We start from the raw sequence: 15,531 nt of genomic DNA, 5'->3' as shown, positions 1-15,531 counted from the left end.
TGGGCGATTCTCAGTAGGCAGTCAAAACCAGTAACCAATCAACCAATAATTGATAACAAAACATGCAAGCACCGCCACCGTGGAAACTCAAGGGTAATGGATACATTTTTCTTTATCATTTCCCGAAATCGTTTGTTAAAAAACTTGGCTTTCTGGCTGATTATCAAGCTGATAGATTCAATGGCGATTTTGTAGGTACAGTTATGTTGGTTGATTATGCAACTTCAGACGTTGGGCCATATCACGAACTTTTGTTTGTACCAGGGAGATTGAATTTTGATAAGAAGAAGATTTTCTCGATTTCAAAAATCTATGTTTCGAGCCAAGAAAGTGTAGAAAATGGCATTGCCAACTGGGGAATTCCGAAGGAATTAGCCGATTTTAGAATCTCTAAATTGAGCGAAAAAGAAGAAGTTGTAGAAGTAATGATTGCTGGAAAAACCTTCTTCAAAGTTCATCTTCACAAACGTTCGTTCAAATTTCCGATTACTACTAAATTTTTCCCACTGAAACTTGCCCAAAAACTTGGCAATGATTTATTGATAACCAATTCACCCGCCAAAGGCAAAGCATCCTTTACCAAATTGCTCAATATTGAAGTTGATTCATCATACTTCCCGCCTATTTCGCAGCTAAAACCTTTATCTATCTTGGCCGTTAGCGATTTTGAAATGGAATTTCCGCACCCCGAAATTACCAGCAAGTATTTTTAGTTTTTACCGATAATCAATTGCTTAAGATAGGAAAAAACAATAAATTTGGATTAAAACCTATTTCTAAAAGCAATGATTTCTGTAATTTTAGTAGATGACGAAACCGAGTGTTTGGATATTCTGGAGGCCGAATTGAAGCGTTTCTGCCCCGATTTTCAGATTCTACAAAAGTTCGATAATCCGATTGAGGCCGTAAATTTTATCAATCAAAATACTTTTGATGCCCTCTTTTTGGATATTTCAATGCCCCTTCTCAATGGTTTCGATTTACTGAAACAAGTCTCGAATATTGACTTTGATGTGGTTTTTGTAACCGCCTACGATAATTTTGCCCTTAAAGCATTTGATTTTTGTGCCGTTGATTATTTGGTAAAACCCACTACCAAAGAAAGCCTTTTGCGAGCCACCGAAAAGATAAGAAGCAAGCAAAAAAACATCAATATGAAGCAAAACATTGCTCTTTTGCTGGCAAATATGCAAAAAGATATTCAGAAACGGCAGCAAGTGGCCATTCCAACTTTCGAGGGTTTGGAATTTGTGAATATGCAGCAGATTACCTACGCTAAAGCTGATGGCAATTACACCACGATTGTGCTGCAAAACCAAGAAAAAATAATGATTTCGAAAACCCTCAAAGAGTTTGAAGGCATCTTGAATGACTCTACTTTTGCTCGAATCCATAATTCGTATTTGGTGAATCTCGAACACGTGCGTAAATACATCAAGGGCGATACAGGCTCGGTGATTTTGAATGATGGAACAACCTTGCAGGTTTCGAGAGCCAACAAAACCAAATTGATGAGCATGGTAAAATTTGGTGCATGAAAAAAAGCATTTTCATACTACTGCTTTGGAGCTTTTGCTTGCCTTTACTCGCTCAGAAAGCGATTGAAATTGACAGCAGTTTTCAGCGAAAAGAAATCATTGATTTGTCAGACCAAACGCTTTTTTTATTGGATTCAACCAAGCAAAAAACGATTAATGATATTCGAAAAAGTCAATTTCAAGGCTTCAAGAAACTACCCGATTTTAATCATATTTCAAGATATAAAGCCAATGTTTGGCTTCGATTTCAGCTAAGAAACCCTTCAAAAACTGATACTTTAAAAGCTTTGTTTTCGGCAGGGAGCAGCTTTCAAACCAGCATCTATGTGTTTGATAATCAGAAACTTGTAAGTCAAGCAAGTAATGATAAACTACTACCCGACCAACAACGTCCTTTCAGGTTTGATGGACAATATTTACCTATCATTATTCCTCCCAAAGCCACTTATGATTTTTATGTAGAAATCACCCAATTTTCGCTAAAAAAAATACGAGTCCAGCCCACGATAGTTACTTATGAATGGGAAGCCAAAAAGAAAGAAAGCGACCTTTACGACAACCGTTTTGCAATTGGCAGCAATTATGCTCTTCTCGGAATTTTATTGTTTTTGGCTTTATTTACATTCCTGCAATATTTACTCAACCGACAACGCTATATTTTGTATTATTCGCTTTACCTTTTTGCCATGTCGGCCTTTGTTGCTTGGGGGTTTGAACACTCCTCTTACGGCTTTTTCCTGTTGAAATATTCTTCTTTGTTGCTGATTTCACTCCGACAAAACTTTTATGTACTCGTGACTCAGCTATGTTACTTTTTATTTATTGCCGAATTTCTGGCTTACGCACGCACCCACTCACGCATCGGCAAACTGAGCAACCTTTTCCTCAAAGGTATTAGCTTTTTGATTGTACTGGAATTACTTTTTACACTCATTTTGCAGCGATACGACTGGGAAATTTATCTCAGTGTTTTCACACAGGTTTTCTTATCAGTTTTTGGGGCGTTGATGTTGTTTTATGTTTATCAAATTAAAACTAAATTGGCTTTATATGTTAAAATTGGTAGTACTTTTTTGCTTTTGGGTGGCATTTTTGGGTTTATTTCGAGCTGGATGAACTGGGTTCCGCAAAGCTCTGATTTGCTCGACCACTACCCAAATGTATATTTTAATGCGTGTATTTTGCTCGAAATTTTATTTTTCTCGATGGGTTTGGCCTATAAAGCTACCGAAGTTATTCATCAGAAAAACGATTTGGAACAAGCCGTTTCGTTGTCTGAACTTAATACGCTTCGTTTGCAAATAAATCCACATTTTTTGTTCAATAGCCTTAATTCTATCAAGAGCTATATCATCAAAAACAAAACCGATGAAGCAGCCGATTATCTGACCGATTTCTCGACACTAATTCGTTCGATTTTGCAGAAATCAAAAGAGCAAGTTGTTACGCTTAAAGAAGAGCTTGACACAATTTTACTCTATACGAAACTAGAGCAGCTACGTTTTCAGAAAAAATTTGACTTCATTTTTGAAATTTCGCCCGAAATTGACACAGAAAACATAATGATTCCAGCATTGCTTCTCCAGCCTTATATAGAAAACGCCATCAAGCACGGCTTAACCAACAAGAAAGAAAAAGGTACTTTACAGCTCATCGTAAGAGATTTGGAAGAAAACATAGAAATTCTGATTGATGATAACGGAATCGGTCGAAATCGTGCCGCCGAACTAAAAAGCAATTCAGACGGACATCAATCAATGGGTTTAAAAATCAATGATGAACGATTGAAACTCCTCAATAAAATTCACGGTTGGGATATTAGCTGTCAAATAATGGACAAATTCGATTCAAAAAATCAGCCAGTCGGCACAAAGGTTATCCTCACGATTCCGAAATAAGCCTTACCGATTTTCTGCCATTTCCTGCAAGTTATCAACTCATAGCCACCAGTTACTCATTGTGGCTTGTAGATATTTATAGGTTTTAGGAGTTTTGAGAACAAAATTCTTAAATACCCATGAAAAAAACACTATTCTTATTGTTTCTTACACAATCGCTTATAGCACAAGTACAAACACTTCCAAACTCCATCGGAATCGGTACTGGCATTAATTCAAGCATTCCGCTTCATATCAACAAAAGTGGCGAAGTAGCTCGGTTTCAGGGAACTTGGCCTTATGTTTCGTTTTACGATGGTCTCAATATGAATGGTTATCTACAAGCTATTGGGCTTAGATTCGAAATAGGCACAAAAAACAACTACGACATGGATTTCTATACAAGTGATACCCAACGAATGAATATTAGTGGCTCGACTGGGAAAGTTACATTCAATAACGGTATTCAGCTTTTAGGTGGTTCATTACAGGCTGCTGGAGGAAATAGTGGTACCGATGGAATGATTTTGGTTTCAAAAGGCTCGGCAAACCCGCCTACTTGGGAGAATAGGAAAGTTGGTTTTGATTCTTACTTAAGTAGTGGTTTATCAATACCTAATAACACCGACGTATTATTATCAGGCTTAGTAGAGAGTTATGATTTTAGCAATAATTTTGATAATTCGACTGGAGAGTTTACTGCACCTTCTGATGGTCTTTACAGTTTTACCGTAAAGATTCAATATCCTTCATCAGCTTCATATAATGGTGTACCTGCAATAATAAGGGCCTATAAGAATTTCGTACAAAGAGAGCAAATTAACAAAATTCTAAGGGTAAATTCTGGTAATACCTATTCAGAAAATTTAGAATGTACTTTTCAAATGGCTTTACAAAGCAACGATATTGTATATTTTACATTCTTGCAAATCTCTGGTAGTACCCTCAATATCAGTGGTGGTTATAACGGGAATAGGACAATTTCAGGGTACAAAGTGTTTTAAATTGATACCTCCAAAACTGGAATCACTAAGATGAAAAAAATAATTTCTTATTTATCTATATTTTTATTTCTTGCTTGCTCAAAAGATAATGTCCCAAGAAGTGGAAATACTACTAATCCAACCTTCAAATTGGGTGAACCTGCTTCATTGACGACTGCTCAGCAAGCCATCATAACCAACCCCAATATTGCGGTTGGCTATGTGGCTTCTTATGAAGATAAAAAGCTACAAGTCATAGCGGCAGGCAAAAAAAACGCCAGAGGAGAAATGACCAATCTCGATAAATTGATTTTGGTCAATACTACCAACAACGGTTGGATAAAGTATGATTTCAATGCCGATTTCTTGCCTTCAAAAGCCGAAACATCGAATGGTTTTATCATTGAATTTTCCAATTACCAGTCGAATAAAGTAGATATTTCGGTAAAGAAAAAAGCCGATGGTCAAGAAGTTTCCTCGAAGAAAGGCGAAATAATGTATGAAGGTAACCTCGAATTGGCACAAAAAGCCAAAGCCTATTTTGCAAATGGCATTGATTATACCAAAAATGGTCGCCCGAATAGTGTATTGACTTGCGATAAAACCATTGGTGGAATTGCTGCTGGAGCATACATCGGGCAAAATATTGCAGGATGTATTACGGCTGGGGCAGCACTTTTGGCAGCACCCGAACTGGGCATTCTTGCTACTTTCACAGCAGGTCGCACTGCTCTCGATGCTTGTAGCGAAACCAAGAAATTGATTGATAATCTTCAAAACAATCGTCCAGCCATCCAATGCCCCGAAGCAGGCGGAGCAGAAAGAGATTGTTTCACAAATATTGTTACTGAAACAGGGCAAGCCTTATCGAACTGTGGCCAGACCGTAGCAAATACGTGGCTCACACGTAAGGCTTGTGAGTGCAACGACGAACTCCAAACCCCAGGTTTACTCGACGGCGTAGGCGGAGGGCATGGCGACCCACACCTTACAACCCACGATGGTTTTGCTTACGATTTTATGGGTCATGGCGAGTTTACTGCTGTGCAATCAACTACTGATAAATTTTTAATTCAAGTAAGACAAGAACCTGTAAATGCTACCGAGAAAAGAGCAACAATCAATACAGGAATTGCCGTAAGGTTCGATAAAGATGTGGTAAATGTATTTTCAAATCCATTTAGGCTATTGATTAATGGTGAAGCTCAAAATGATGCTTTCGTGTCAAAACGCCTTTCGGATAATACTTTGGTTACCAAAAATGCCGAAGAAATCAGAGTCTATTCATCCACCAAAGATGAGGTTATTATCAGGTATAAATCTCGAATTGATTATTTGGTTTATTTGAATGACGCTCGAAAAGGCAAATTAAAAGGTCTTTTAGGAGATTTTGACGGCAACAGAAACAACGATTTGGTATTGACTGATGGCAAAGCCTTGACCGACCGCTCGTTTAAAGGCTTGTACCCCGCCTATGCTGATGCGTGGCGAATCAAACAAGCTGAGTCTATTTTTACTTACGAAAGCGGCAAAAATTCATTGAGTTTTACCGATACCAAATTCCCATATCAAGAGTTTGTATTTAGCCTGACGGCCATTCAGCAAGCCGAAAGTCGTTGCCGTCAGGCGGGTATCAACCGTGAGCCATATCTGAGCCAGTGCGTCTATGATGTGAGCCTTACGGGCGATATTGCCTTTGCCGAATCTGCCAAATGGGTTCAAAGTCTGGCCTCTTTTACAAGTCTTCCTGTGGCTGCGGACATCAATTATTTTCAGAATGTACGAGTCGAAGTCGGTACTCGCCAAAACCAAAGCGATATTAAAAATGTGATTGATTTTGATACAGGTAAAACTTACACTTTTGCTGAATCTAAGACAAATAAAGCCATTGATGGCGTGGCGTATTATGACATCATTCAGAATTCGATTTGTACTTTCGGTTTTCTGAAAACCTGTGGAATTTCGTGTGGAGTTGGTTCTTTGAATGATTACCTCAAATCAATCTCATGGAACATCTGGAACACAGGCATGATTCAAATCTCGAATGGTTCGGACAAAGCATTTAAACTCAAAATCAGCAATTTAGATTTCTACAATGTTCAGAATTCGGCTGGAATTAGTAGCCTTTTGCAGAATAAATTGAATAAAAATTCAGATTATGAAAATGGCGTAGCTGTAATCGAAGACTTCAGTAAAGGCATTGATAACCAAAATGTATTTGCCTTCATTACGGCAGACGGCAAGCAGGGGCTTTTCAGAGTCATAGGAACTGGCATCAATCCAGTTTCCAAAATTTCTTACTATGACATCGACATTAAAATTCAAAAATAAACCCATGAAAAGAACTATTTTATCTCTCATGTTTGCCTTTATAGGCTTACGTAGTATCGCACAGGTACAAGCTTTGCCTTACTCTATCGGCATTGGTCAAAATACTCTCTCATCAATTCCATTGCATATATTCAATAGTGGTGAAGTGGCTCGATAGTGGTGAAGTGGCTCGATTCCAAGGAAATGCCCCTTACATAACCTTTTATGAAGGAGCAGTATTCAAAGGGTATTTGCAAGCAATAAACAGTAATTTTGAGATTGGAACAAAAAACGCACATGATTTAAGTTTTTATACTGGCGACACCCAAAGGCTTAAGATTTTTGGAGATGGTACTGGAATTACGGCATATTCAAGGTTTAATATGGGGGCTGGGATGAATTTGGTCGGTGCTATGCGAGTGGGTGGAAACGCAGGAACCTTAGGTGATGTTTTGATGTCTCTTGGGAACGGTACACCTGTTTGGGCTTCGGTTAATTTCAATCCTAACATTGGTTTTTCTGCACCTTTGGGAGCTTTAATTTTGCTCAATAATAATACAAGCCAAACACTTGCGTCTTTTGACATAGCCGATTATAACTATGCGAGTGGTGGCCCCCCAGTGTTTAGCGAATCAACTGGCAGATTTACGGCACCTTCAGCTGGAGTTTATCATTTTGATGTTGTGATACCAGTTATGTATTGGGTTAGTGCTGTAAATTCTGGCTATTTAGAAATCACTCTTCTAAAAAATGGAACTCCATACATCTCCCGACTCAATCATTTTAATACCACAACCACTAATGCAACAGCCCGGGGAGGAAGCAATTTGAGTGCAGATATTTACCTCAATGCCAACGACTATGTTCAGGTGAGGGTTTTTCAAAAAAACAACGTAACTGGAGAGGCATTAACTTTAGGAGATGTCAGTGATAAATCCATTCGATTTATGGGGCATAAGGTCTATTGATATTTATTTATACACTTATTGAAAATCGGGTTTTATGTCTAATAAAACCTGATTTTCGTGTACTTATACTTACAGTTAGCAAATCTGTATTTCAATAAAATAACTAAATAGCTCATTTTGAATAAATTAAATTTTCAAACTCATGAAAAAAATCATCTTAACACTAATATTTTCTCTCTGGGGGTTGTGGAGCTATTCCCAATCATTCACTGCCGAAATCGGCACTTTGTTCCTTTCTGACGACCCATTGCTTCAATATGGAAATATAAAAGTATTAACAGGAATAATTAAGAAGAATGACAAACTCGAAATTTACGCCCCTACGGGCAGAAAATTCACAGGTACAATCGTAAAAATTCAAGGAGATAATCGTCAAGAAGTTAATGCTGTCAAGGCAGGTGAATACGGTTTTTTTGATGTAAAATTTACCGAAGACCCATCAAAAGGTAAAGACTATCTAATAGCAGGCTACAAAGCCTACCCTGCTGGTTTTCAGGTAAATACTGGTGCAATGAAAGCCGAAACTGATGCAAAACTTTCGGCGAGTGTCAATTTCAAGACTACGCTCGATGGAAAGTCTTTCCGAGGGAAAGGGACTTACAAAGGGGCATCATTATGGAGAAAAGGAGTGAAAAATTATATTGACAAACCATATCTGCAACTCCAATTTGGCAGCGTTGATTCACCCGATGACCGCACATTGACTATTCAGATTTTCAATCCCAAAGAGTCTCCTGCCAAGTATAGTCCTAAAGACATGGAAATCAATTTTTCGGGAGCGGCCGATGGTAATAAAAATAATACGACCATCTACGGTTTTGTGAATGGTAAAGCAGATACTGATTTCACGGTTGAGATTAGCAAATGGCAAACTTCTGGCAATAAAGCCATCATTTCTGGTAAAGTTTATGGCGAACTACGAGAAATAAAAATTCTGGGCAGAGCCTCCAAAACCAATAAGTTTGAAAACGGTAGTTTCGAGAATATTGAAGTAGAAATCTTCAACGACCAAGCCGATTTGAAAGAAGTGATGAAAGCCGCAGGTGGTGGCGGATTGTTGAAAAATTAAATTCGAGCGTCGGCAAACTACTAATTTGCCGACGCTTTTTTAACTCTTAGATTAGAAAAAGCTATCCTTTAAAATATTTACTCGCCCAAACTAATAGCACATTTTTTTCTTTTGGTAGTTCGAGCTTCTGAATAATATTGGTTCGATGTCCTTCAACGGTTTTTTCGGAGATAAATAGCATCTCGGCTATTTGTTTCGAGGTTTTTTGTTGGGCAATTAGTTCGAGAATTTTCTTTTCCGTAAAACTCAATTTATTTAAAAGTTCATCGCTACTACCCTGAGAATTATCTATCAATAAATCATTTTCGAGGTTTTTACTGACATACTGATTCCCTTTTTTCACGGCTTCCAAACACAACTGTAACTCTTCTTGGGCATTTTCTTTCAGAATATAGCCCGACACTTCCAACTGATTTGCTTTCTTGAAAATCGTCATTTCTTTGTGCATTGTAAGCAAAATAACCTTGGTTTTTAGCTTCTGCCTATGTACTTTTTCGAGTACTTCGAGGCCATCCATGCCTGGCATATTGATGTCGAGAATGGCTATATTAGGTTGATGCGTATTAATGAGATTATAGGCCGTAATTCCATTTGAACAGATGTCTTCTACTTTGTAGCCCAACGATTCTACAAAACCTTTTGTACCCATAAGTGTAAAAGGGTGGTCGTCGGCAATAAGTATTCTCATAATTTTTTGGGTATGTTAATCGTAATAATTGTACCATTCGGTGATGAAGTAATGTTGGCTTCGCCACCAATTACACGGCTTCGTTCGATGATGTTATGCAGCCCAAAAGCTTTTCCGCTATTTAGGGTTTCTTTTACATTAAATCCATGTCCATTATCTCTCAGCTCGACAAGTATCTTATCGGGTTGTTCTTCGATAGTAATCTTGGCAGCATGAGCATTAGCATATTTAATGACATTAGTGAGAGCTTCTTGAATGATACGATAAATCTGTAATTCGTCGGCCGAAGTGAGTTTTCCTGCATAAGATATATCGGTACTTATAAAGAAATTATTCTGATTCTGGATTCGTTCGACCAACTGTTCGATATTCGGTACGAGTCCAATTTTATCAAACATCACAGGGTGGAGATTTCGGCTAATACCTCGAATATCGTTGATTATTGTATCAATCTTTGTGTTTACCACTGCCAAATCTTGCGTAAAGATAGATTTAAGATTGAGTAATTCGTGGCTGATACTATCGTGCAAATCGCTGGCAATGCGTTTGCGTTCTTCTTCGGTATTTTCGAGTAGTTGCTTCGTAAAATTCATACCATTTTCTTTTTCTTGTTTAAGTTTCGCTTGTTTTTGCCACAAGTAATAAACTATAATTATCAGAACTAACCCCGCAAGCGAAGCCACCAATAAAGCGATAAAGGTATTTTTTTGAGAAATTTCGTTCTTCTGAGTTAGTATCTCTTGTTCTTTTTTTTGAGTTTCGTATTTTTTTTCTAACTCAAACAATTGTCCTTTTTGATTTTTAACGGTTAAGGAATCATTCAAGCTTACTTCTTTATTGCGAAACTCAAGAGCCTTGGCATAATTACCTTGTGTCTTGGCATTGGCATATAAAATTCCGTATAATTCTATCGCATCATAGTAGCTCTCGTCTGCCAAAAGTTGCTTGGCTAACTCTTCCACTTTGGGCGAATCTTCAAGTTTCTTGTGTTGAGCAAAGTAAATAAGTGTTGCTAAATTCTGATTATAAGGCAAGAGTTCTTCATTACCTACCGATTTGAAGTAATCTGTACTTTTATCAATATGATATTTGGCTTTTTCATACTGCTTAGTCAAATAATATTTATAGGCCAAGCCATTATTAGCATTGCAACTGTCCATACCTCTGGCCTGCTTGTACTTTGCAAATACCGCCAAAGAAGAATCTATCAAACGAACTGTCTTGAGTGTATCGTTAGAGAAAAATAGTTGGTTAATGGCATAGGTTATTGATAAATCAAGATAATTAGTGGTATCCTTGGCCAGCAAAAAACTCTTCGCCGACTTTTCATACATTCTTGCCGACTCCGTTGAGGCATAGAGCATATCATAGCAATATGCCATATTATTATACAGAGACCCCAAACGTCTGTAGGCTTTTAGTTTTTCGGCTAAAGGAATTACCTCCATAAAAACCTGTATCGCTTTTTCGGGCTGGCTTTTTTCGGTATAATACAAACCCATGAAGTTCTTGAGCCTTATTATCATATTTTCGGCATGAGCAAAATTGCATTTCTCTAATCCTTTCAAGGTGAACAAACGCATCTTTTCAACTTGATTCAAATTATGATATTGATTAGCACTTAGATAGTAAAGTGTTGCACTTGTCGAATCACTGAGAAGTGTTTCATTGTGTTTATCAATAAAATTATTTAATGTACGATGATAAAGGCTATCGTAAGCATGAAGCGGAAAAATCATATCTCCATAATCCACGAGTAACATCTTTGCCTCATCATAGTTTTTCTTTGCAATAGCCTCATCAAAATGCTTCATAAACACCTTTCGATATTGCTCTTTATTGACGTAATTTTTATCATTAAGTAGCCAATTATGAATACTATCTGATTTTTGAATCTCAGATTTCCTCATTGTTTTGTCGCCATCGCTGCTACATCCTTGCCCGATAGAAATTACAAATGCCACTAACAAAAGCAGTAGCCAACACTCTCTTAAATCTTTCATACAGCCTTTAAAAAAGCAAATATAGTTTTAAAATATCCTACTAATCATACCTCAGACAAAAACAGGGGTTTCCCCTTGTATCCAGCAAAATACTATAATTATAAATTTGCACAGTGAAAATGTATCGAAACAAAACAAAAAATACTTATCAGAAGGTGTTTTTTGTATTTCGCATTTTACTTAGTTTTACGACCTAATAACCAAGCCACAATGAAACCACGTTTTTTGAGCAAAAAATTGCTTTTTTTAAGCTTTTTTTTCTTAAGTACTTTTCTTTTTGGCCAAACTGTTCACTATGATTTGGCACTTATCCGAAAACACTTGACCAATAACGATGGTCTAAGTGATAGCCACGTCAATTCCACACTCATTGATTCTAAGAACAATGTTTGGTTTTTGACTAACAACAAAATTGGTCTGTTAGAAAACGGAAACATTAAAAACTTTGAATTTGCCAATGCCTATTCAAACAAAGGCTATAATTCTGCCATCGAAGATGCCGAGGGGAATTTTTGGCTCACCGAAAACTTCGAGTGGTATTACCCGTTTAATATTCAGCGATGTGTCATTTTCAATCCCATCAATAAGACCTCGGTTGCTATTGAAAAATACATTGGTCAAAACCTTCCTATTCACTCAATCATAGCCGACTCGAAGCGACAAATATACATCAGCACAAAAGTTGGGCAGATATATCGTTTCGACCTAAAAACAAAAAAGCTAAGTTTGCTTGCTACACTGGCTAAAACGCCAGTCAAACTACTTTATGCTGGCACAAAAGGCATAGTTGTATGTACCGAAAAAGACTCTCGAAGCGATACGCACCTCATACATCTAAATACTGATGGCAAAATCATTAGGCAAGAGCCACTCAAAGCTAAGTTCATCAGGTCAATTCTGGAATTTGATAATCGTCTATTTTATGTAGCACATATCACCGAAGGAGTTATCGAACTAACTGAAGTTGGAGGTACTTTCAGTAAGCGTTTTGAGGTTTCAAAAGACAGTTATTTAGGAAATATCATTTATGATAAAAACAAAGATTTCTTCGTCGTAAACCAAGGTAATGCCATTGAGTTTTTCAATAAAGATATGGTTTTGCTCAAAAGAGAAAAGTTTGACTTTTTGATTCATGATATAGTCAGCGATAACAAGGGAAATTTGTTTCTGACGACCAATAATGGTGTGCATATCATTAGGCTAATTGAGCAAAAAATAAAGACTTTTTTAAAAAATTCTCAACCCGATAAAATCAATGATAATTATTCGTGCCGAGCTATCTTAAAAATCGACGATGAAAGACTCATTGTCAACACCAACAAAAGAAGGCAGTTGATAAATCTTAAAACCGATAAGGTCGTATCAATCAAACAATTTGAGAAAGAAATAGGAGCTGATAACCGCTTCATTTTATCGGTACTAAAAGACAAAGATGGCGATTTGCTCTTTGGCGAAAACGCCTTGTTTAAAACAGACTTGCAACAAAACAAAGACATTACTTTATGCCAACTCGATAGCACCAAAATTTGGTCGATTGCTCAGTATAAAGACGGACTTTTATTGGGACTCGAAAAGAAGGGAATTATCTTCTACGATAAGAAAAGAAAACAAACCAAGCAATATCCTAAGATTGATAAAACCTTAAAAAACTCTATTATTTATGACTTCTTTGTGGTCAACGAAAACGAGGTTTTGGTGGCTTCAGAAGCGGGTTTATACCGATTGAAAAACAATGAAGTTTTTGAGAAAATACCGTTTCCCAAACAAGCAGATTTTCAAATGACTTGTTTTTCGATACGAAAAGACAAAAAAGAAGCAAATCAACTACTCATTTCCAGCATTAGCGGTATTTGGGTTTATGATTTGACCAAACGAATCACAAGTCCTTTTATACAAGATATTGATTTTCAGAGAAAAAAATACCTGTCGGCTTATCGCACAAATAATGGAGTTTGGGCCAGCTCAGATGAAGGGGTTTGGCACTTTGACGACAAAGGGATTTTACTAAAAATTTATACCGAAACCGATGGCCTTACGACCAAAGAGTGTAATCGATTGGCACATTACCAAGACGATAATGATATTTTATATTTTGGTGGAATCAACGGGCTGAATGTAATAAACCCAATCAATTTTTCGAGTCAAAAAGAAAAACAATTTGATATAAAAATAGATGCCTTATATACCTACGAAGGGTTGTCAAAAAATCGAGAATTTACTAACTTCAATCAATCATCTCTTGACCTCGAACGCAGCGAAAGCAGTATCGAACTGATACTTGCATACGAAGATTATAAGTATGATTGTAACAAAAAATACTACTACCGCAGCGATAAGTCGGTAGAGAGTGACTGGGTGCCACTATCTGACCGAAAATTATTACTCAACAACATTGACCACGGTACAACAAACATCGAAATCAGAGTTGTGAGTTGCGATAATTTTACTGAGGCCCGTATCCAAAAACTAACCATTAATCGACAAAAACCTTTGTATTTTGAATGGTATTTTGCACCAATCGTATTGATTATTTTAGGTCTTTTAATTTGGGGAGTTATCACCTACTCTACTTATCAATTACGCCTACGCAATGAGCTTCTGCAAAAGAAAGTAGATGAACAAACCCACTCACTCAAAGAAAGCTTGACACTGAAAGAAACTTTGCTTTCACTGTTAGTACATGACGTTCGTTATCCGATACAAAGTTTCTATGATTTATCTAAAAAACTGGCATATCTCACTCAAAAAAATGACCACGAAAGGCTCTTCTTGCTCGGCAAAGAAACCGAAAACAAAAGTCGAAAAGTATTGTGGCTCATTGATGAACTGGTCTATTGGGTAAAAAGTACCAATAAAAACTGGGAGTTGAATCTCACAGAGCGAAATTTAGGAGAACTCATCAATCAGATTTTTGATATTTATACCGATGAATTGAATGAAAAATCTCTTTCGTTTGAAATCGTTAATGCCGATATATGGGCAAAATTCGACTATGGTTTACTCGTAATCATACTAAGAAACTTACTTTTTAATGCCATTGTACATTCAACTCCACAATCAAAAATTAAAGTTTCGGTTCTTGTATCAGACAGTAATTATTTTTTAGAGATAGAAAACCAAAGGGGTAACGAAAATCGTATATTACACAACGGCTTAGGCCTGGGACTGACTTTATTGTTACCCCTCTTAGAAAAAGCGGGCATAAAACTTGATAAACTGGAGAGTAAAGATACATTTATCGCCAGACTGCAATTTGAAACATTACCTAAACACAAATGAGATATTACAACTGCTTAGTATTGGAGGATACCCTCAACGACCAGCTGGCTATCGAGATGGTTTTGGACCAATTCCCCGAAATTCGTGCAACTTATGTCAACACTCCGAAGGGATTTTTGCAGGAATTATCGAAGCAAAAGTATCACATCTTCATTGTTGATATTATGCTACAAGATTCGCTCACAGGTATTGATTTGATTCATTCAATTACCGATACTTCGGCGTGGGTTATCATTTCGAGTTCGATGGATAGCAAAGATTATTATGAGCAGTATAAGTCATTGAAGTTCAATAAGTTTTTCATCAAAAAACCAATTGACGAATTTATATTCAAGACCAACCTTGAGTCGTTTTTGTTTAATCAAAAGGAAGAACAAACTGCTGCGGTGAGTACAACCATTATTCCCGACAACTACGTTATGCTCAAGCAAGGCAATTATCTCTACAAAGTATCCTATACCGATATTATACTTATCGAAACCGCCGACCACGCCACAACGGTTTACACTGATAAAACTAAATATACTACTTATACTTCGTTAAAAACATTTGAAGATTTATTGAAAGAATATTACTTCGAGAAAGCAAATCGCAATTCTTTGGTAAACATGAATGCCGTCCGACGCATCAATATCAAAGAAAATTATATCGAAATCGACAAGCACCAAATTCAGATTAGTAGAAGCAACAAACAATTATTTATTGATAAGTATATTGATAAAGCTGTCTAACGTAGAACCATCATCAATATACGAATGTTTCGGGGCCATACTCAAGATTACCAATTACGCTAAAAAAACATCCATTCACGTAATA

General features: G+C 36.9%; 12 protein-coding genes. 10 read left to right on the top strand and 2 right to left on the bottom strand.

Annotated features, from left to right (window positions below; genetic code table 11):
* The first annotated feature begins 62 nt into the window (after nucleotides 1–62).
* From IEX65_RS09585 to IEX65_RS09555, 8 genes are all read left to right on the top strand, one after another.
* The gene (locus IEX65_RS09585) at nucleotides 63–713 is read left to right on the top strand and encodes an acetoacetate decarboxylase family protein (protein ID WP_188765824.1); all 651 of its coding nucleotides are present in this window, start codon (nucleotides 63–65) and stop codon (nucleotides 711–713) included.
* A gap of 72 nt (nucleotides 714–785) precedes the next feature.
* Nucleotides 786–1,538, top strand: a complete 753-nt coding sequence (locus tag IEX65_RS09580) for a LytR/AlgR family response regulator transcription factor (protein ID WP_188765823.1) — start codon at nucleotides 786–788, stop codon at nucleotides 1,536–1,538.
* Complete coding sequence (locus tag IEX65_RS09575; RefSeq protein WP_188765822.1) at nucleotides 1,535–3,436, top strand: histidine kinase; 1,902 nt, start codon at nucleotides 1,535–1,537, stop codon at nucleotides 3,434–3,436. The genes IEX65_RS09580 and IEX65_RS09575 overlap by 4 nt, the downstream gene beginning before the upstream one ends.
* A 119-nt stretch (nucleotides 3,437–3,555) precedes the next feature.
* Nucleotides 3,556–4,419, top strand: coding sequence for a C1q-like domain-containing protein (locus tag IEX65_RS09570; protein ID WP_188765821.1), 864 nt, complete (start codon nucleotides 3,556–3,558; stop codon nucleotides 4,417–4,419).
* A gap of 30 nt (nucleotides 4,420–4,449) precedes the next feature.
* Nucleotides 4,450–6,729, top strand: coding sequence for a VWD domain-containing protein (locus IEX65_RS09565; RefSeq protein WP_188765820.1), 2,280 nt, complete (start codon nucleotides 4,450–4,452; stop codon nucleotides 6,727–6,729).
* Nucleotides 6,730–6,757: 28 nt separating this feature from the next.
* Nucleotides 6,758–6,886 carry a hypothetical protein gene (locus IEX65_RS28120; RefSeq protein WP_262891843.1) on the top strand — a complete coding sequence of 43 codons (129 nt, stop codon included), beginning with the start codon at nucleotides 6,758–6,760 and terminating at the stop codon, nucleotides 6,884–6,886.
* On the top strand, nucleotides 6,867–7,676 hold the full coding sequence (locus IEX65_RS09560; RefSeq protein WP_188765819.1) for a C1q-like domain-containing protein: 810 nt from the start codon (nucleotides 6,867–6,869) through the stop codon (nucleotides 7,674–7,676). Before IEX65_RS28120 ends, IEX65_RS09560 begins: the two co-directional genes overlap by 20 nt.
* 142 nt (nucleotides 7,677–7,818) lie before the next feature.
* The gene (locus tag IEX65_RS09555; protein WP_188765818.1) at nucleotides 7,819–8,745 is read left to right on the top strand and encodes a hypothetical protein; all 927 of its coding nucleotides are present in this window, start codon (nucleotides 7,819–7,821) and stop codon (nucleotides 8,743–8,745) included.
* Between the two features lie 61 nt (nucleotides 8,746–8,806).
* Here the strand turns inward: IEX65_RS09555 and IEX65_RS09550 are convergent, their stop codons facing one another.
* Nucleotides 8,807–9,433, bottom strand: coding sequence for a response regulator (locus IEX65_RS09550; RefSeq protein ID WP_188765817.1), 627 nt, complete (start codon nucleotides 9,431–9,433; stop codon nucleotides 8,807–8,809).
* Nucleotides 9,430–11,436: a tetratricopeptide repeat-containing sensor histidine kinase gene (locus tag IEX65_RS09545; protein ID WP_188765816.1), complete on the bottom strand. Its 2,007-nt coding sequence runs from the start codon at nucleotides 11,434–11,436 to the stop codon at nucleotides 9,430–9,432. The genes IEX65_RS09550 and IEX65_RS09545 overlap by 4 nt, the downstream gene beginning before the upstream one ends.
* A gap of 210 nt (nucleotides 11,437–11,646) precedes the next feature.
* Here IEX65_RS09545 and IEX65_RS09540 point away from each other — a divergent pair, with 210 nt between their 5' ends.
* Nucleotides 11,647–14,715 carry a sensor histidine kinase gene (locus IEX65_RS09540; protein WP_188765815.1) on the top strand — a complete coding sequence of 1,023 codons (3,069 nt, stop codon included), beginning with the start codon at nucleotides 11,647–11,649 and terminating at the stop codon, nucleotides 14,713–14,715.
* A complete protein-coding gene (locus IEX65_RS09535; RefSeq protein WP_188765814.1) occupies nucleotides 14,712–15,446 on the top strand; it encodes a LytR/AlgR family response regulator transcription factor in 735 nt (244 codons plus the stop codon). The genes IEX65_RS09540 and IEX65_RS09535 overlap by 4 nt, the downstream gene beginning before the upstream one ends.
* Nucleotides 15,447–15,531: the final 85 nt, after the last annotated feature.

It is taken from the genome of Emticicia aquatilis (genome assembly GCF_014644295.1).
Lineage (GTDB): Bacteria > Bacteroidota > Bacteroidia > Cytophagales > Spirosomataceae > Emticicia > Emticicia aquatilis.
The sequence above is the reverse complement of the archived record's forward strand: the minus strand, read 5'-3'. Positions and strand labels throughout refer to the sequence as shown.

What these genes read in the sequence shown, in the direction of transcription:
- IEX65_RS09585 (WP_188765824.1), top strand. Translation starts at nt 63, where the DNA reads ATGCAAGCACCGCCACCGTGGAAACTCAAGGGTAATGGATACATTTTT.
- IEX65_RS09580 (WP_188765823.1), top strand. Translation starts at nt 786, where the DNA reads ATGATTTCTGTAATTTTAGTAGATGACGAAACCGAGTGTTTGGATATT.
- IEX65_RS09575 (WP_188765822.1), top strand. Translation starts at nt 1,535, where the DNA reads ATGAAAAAAAGCATTTTCATACTACTGCTTTGGAGCTTTTGCTTGCCT.
- IEX65_RS09570 (WP_188765821.1), top strand. Translation starts at nt 3,556, where the DNA reads ATGAAAAAAACACTATTCTTATTGTTTCTTACACAATCGCTTATAGCA.
- IEX65_RS09565 (WP_188765820.1), top strand. Translation starts at nt 4,450, where the DNA reads ATGAAAAAAATAATTTCTTATTTATCTATATTTTTATTTCTTGCTTGC.
- IEX65_RS28120 (WP_262891843.1), top strand. Translation starts at nt 6,758, where the DNA reads ATGTTTGCCTTTATAGGCTTACGTAGTATCGCACAGGTACAAGCTTTG.
- IEX65_RS09555 (WP_188765818.1), top strand. Translation starts at nt 7,819, where the DNA reads ATGAAAAAAATCATCTTAACACTAATATTTTCTCTCTGGGGGTTGTGG.
- IEX65_RS09550 (WP_188765817.1), bottom strand. Translation starts at nt 9,433, where the DNA reads ATGAGAATACTTATTGCCGACGACCACCCTTTTACACTTATGGGTACA.
- IEX65_RS09545 (WP_188765816.1), bottom strand. Translation starts at nt 11,436, where the DNA reads ATGAAAGATTTAAGAGAGTGTTGGCTACTGCTTTTGTTAGTGGCATTT.
- IEX65_RS09540 (WP_188765815.1), top strand. Translation starts at nt 11,647, where the DNA reads ATGAAACCACGTTTTTTGAGCAAAAAATTGCTTTTTTTAAGCTTTTTT.
- IEX65_RS09535 (WP_188765814.1), top strand. Translation starts at nt 14,712, where the DNA reads ATGAGATATTACAACTGCTTAGTATTGGAGGATACCCTCAACGACCAG.